The 3,185-nt window shown below is 36.3% G+C and carries 2 protein-coding genes and 1 pseudogene; all 3 read left to right on the top strand.

All coding sequences use genetic code 11. The features are described from left to right. Window positions 1–152 precede the first annotated feature (152 nt). Window positions 153–530: an SET domain-containing protein gene (locus AC06OU_RS17710; RefSeq protein WP_251556469.1), complete on the top strand. Its 378-nt coding sequence runs from the start codon at window positions 153–155 to the stop codon at window positions 528–530. A 118-nt stretch (window positions 531–648) separates the two neighbouring features. Further along, a complete protein-coding gene (locus AC06OU_RS17705) occupies window positions 649–2,001 on the top strand; it encodes an SMI1/KNR4 family protein (RefSeq protein ID WP_475857535.1) in 1,353 nt (450 codons plus the stop codon). A gap of 181 nt (window positions 2,002–2,182) precedes the next feature. After that, window positions 2,183–3,185, top strand: a pseudogene (locus AC06OU_RS17700) (polyprenyl synthetase family protein); the annotation flags it as partial.

Genomic DNA, 3,185 nt, shown 5'->3' with positions numbered 1-3,185 from the left:
TTACTTTGATATTGTATAAAAAGAAATGATGAAATTGATTCATGGATTAGCTTACAATTAATCCGGATTATTTAATTGACTAATATAAGAGCCAGATACGATTTTTAATGGTATCCTTAATAAGTAAATTTTAACGTGAATAGGAGAACTACATGATTGAAGTAAAAAAGTCTGAAGTAAGTGATGGCGAATTTAACAGAGGATTATTTGCAACTAGAGATATTAAAAAAGGTGAGCTTTTACATGAAGCCCCGGTCATTTCTTATCCAAACGAGCAACATAAGTATATAGAAAAAACGACACTAGGTGATTATGCCTTTGAATACGGTATTGGAAGATCCGCTATCCTGCTTGGTTATGGGATGCTGTTTAATCATTCGTACGAGCCAAATGCTACCTACGAGATTAATTTTAAAAACGAGACATTTGACTTTTATGCGTATACCGACATAAAAGCTGGAGAAGAAATTTTCATCAATTACAATGGTGATGAGGATGATCAAGAAGAGCTATGGTTTAATAAAGAATAATTACAAGAATATATTGTTTACGCTCACTTAGCTTTTGCTAGGTGGGTTTTTTCATTTTTAGGATAAATGCAGCTTTATGGTAAAATAAGGATTAACAGGATAATGGGAGGGATAGGAAGTGGGAGAACAATTTTTTTCAAGAATAGGAAGCTATATACCGAATTTGGAGAAATACTTAAACAAAGGGGCAACCGAAGAAGAGATTCTTCGGTTGGAGCTAGAAACAGGTTACATATTTCCAGAAGCTTTTAAGTCGATCTATTCCGTTCATGACGGAGAAAAAAAGCTTGGATTCATGTTTGGCTTAACCTGGCATTCCATCGGAGAGATGTTATCGGAATGGAAAGGGTACAAAACCTATTACGAGGAGTCCGTTATAGATGTCATTTCCTTTGAAAAAGGTGCAATCCAAGAAGCAGCCTTTCATCCTGGATGGATACCTATTGCCTACGATTACGGGGGAAATTATCTGGCTATGGATTTTGCACCAGGGGTAAATGGAACAGTCGGGCAGATTATAAATTTTGGTCGAGATGAAAGGCAAATGTATGTGATTAGTAACAGCTTTGAGGAATTATTAGAGCTCCTCATTCAACAATTTGAGATTGGGAACTGTTCTTTAATAGAGGAAGAAGACGGTCCCTATGTCATATGGGGAGATTATGGTCACTTTTTTGATGATTTAAAGAAGCGCCCATATAAAGGATCTATGGGAGGGGAAGAGGATACTCTTGAACTAGACGAAAGCTGGACATCTTTTCTTACTGCAAAGCTTGGCATTCCATCTATCAAAGAACACGAATTAGGTAATATCACTACACTAAGGTTATTTCCTTCGAATATCACTGATATCAGACCCCTTGCATATTTTCCAAACGTCAGAGAGTTGATTGCCAGTACTCTAGAGATTATAGACTTTACACCGATTGCTCAATTACAAGATTTAAAAAGTCTCTATCTAGCGAAAACTCCTCTAAGTGATTTAAGGTTCCTGAGAAAGCTTCAGGAGCTAAAGCAACTATCTATTGGTAATACTAAGGTGACGGATATTTCTGTTTTAGCAGAGTTACCTTTACTACAAGAGCTTTCTTTAGAAAATTTGACGATAGACGATTTGACTCCATTGACCTTTTGTAAAAAGCTAAGTCACCTCAATCTGTCTGGAATAAAAACGAAAAGCATAGAGGAGATAAATGGGGTTAGGAATTTACGCTCTCTTGATATAACTAAAGTAGAATTGAACAATTTAGACTTTCTAAAAGGGATGACAAAGCTTGAGGATTTAAGGATTGAAGTAATGGACGATTACTCTGCCTTAAAGGGACTTCCGAATCTGCAATCCCTAACCTGTCCGTATGATGCTTTCCTAGCAATAAAGGATTTATTCGGGAAAAGAATTAATTATACAATCATGGGAGAGATGAACGAGGAACAAGAGAGTATTTATTCTCATTATGCTCTTGGAAGGTAAGCTTATGATTAGTCAGAAGGTCGCTACTCTAGGAGGTAGCTGCCTTCTTATTTTTATCCTCTTAAAATTAGGCATTTGGGGTTAACCTTAAGAATAAATTGTAAGTAACTAGATGAAAACTGAGAATGAAATATAGGTTATAATTACTAGGAAGATTAAAAAAAGTAAATGAAGGTGACAGATGAATACTCAATTAAATTCAATAATAAATGCCGATGAATGCTATAGGCAAGCCAATCAGAAAGCCACCCGATATTTCGAGGAGCTTCATATACAGGTTAAGGAAAACACCTATCTCCCCCTTTTAACGGAAGATATAAGGATTTGGAAATCTAATCATGTTAATAATCCCATCCTATCCCTTTTTACAAAGACAAAAGGAAACGCTGATACGAAGGATTTTAACCATTACATACAGTATTTAAATTACAGAGGTAAGCTAGACAGTTACTTAAATCGAAGCATTTCATACATTTTTCTCCGTGATTTAGGAAAATCCCTTGATTCTCATGAAACTCAAGACAGGATTTCGGATGTAGTAAGTAGCTTAAAGGATAAGCTGACGAATTCAAGCGGGGAAGACAAGGAAGAACAAGCGTTTAATGTCGTCGAATTATACCGTATGGCTAAAAAGGAAAATGTAGAGTTAACGTATATTTGGTTATTAAACAAGCTAAAGCAAGTATCCAAACATATCCCAAAAGGAATGGATGCAGAGCATGCTCAGCGAAAACTTGTTAAAATTATAGCAGGGGTTATCATGCAAGAGATTGAAGAGATGGACAGCGATGTATCTCCTGAAGAGCGTACTAAGAGGCTCGACAAGGCAATCAGACTGGGTTATTCCTATGGATTGACCTATCCATTTATTGATGATTTGCTAGATGCCAAAATACTTTCGAACGAAGAGGAAAAACAATATGCCAATTTAATAAGAACAACACTCACTACGGGTATTGTGCCTGTACTTGGAGAGTGGCTTGGCGAAAATGCAGAGTTGATAACTTATATACACCAAGAGCTTGGAGAGGCTTTTCAGTATATTGAGCAAAATCAGCGACCTGAGACAAGGAAAAAATTCTTTGAGCAAGCGTATGTTTTTTTTCATTCGCAGGAAGTGGATCGTGATAAGAGTTTAATGGATTCGAGCTATACTAATCAGGAGCTTTACATACCGGTTATAT

Source organism: Psychrobacillus sp. (genome assembly GCF_056205495.1).
This window is presented reverse-complemented; position numbering and strand designations above follow the sequence as displayed.

What these genes read in the sequence shown, in the direction of transcription:
- AC06OU_RS17710 (WP_251556469.1), top strand. Translation starts at nt 153, where the DNA reads ATGATTGAAGTAAAAAAGTCTGAAGTAAGTGATGGCGAATTTAACAGA.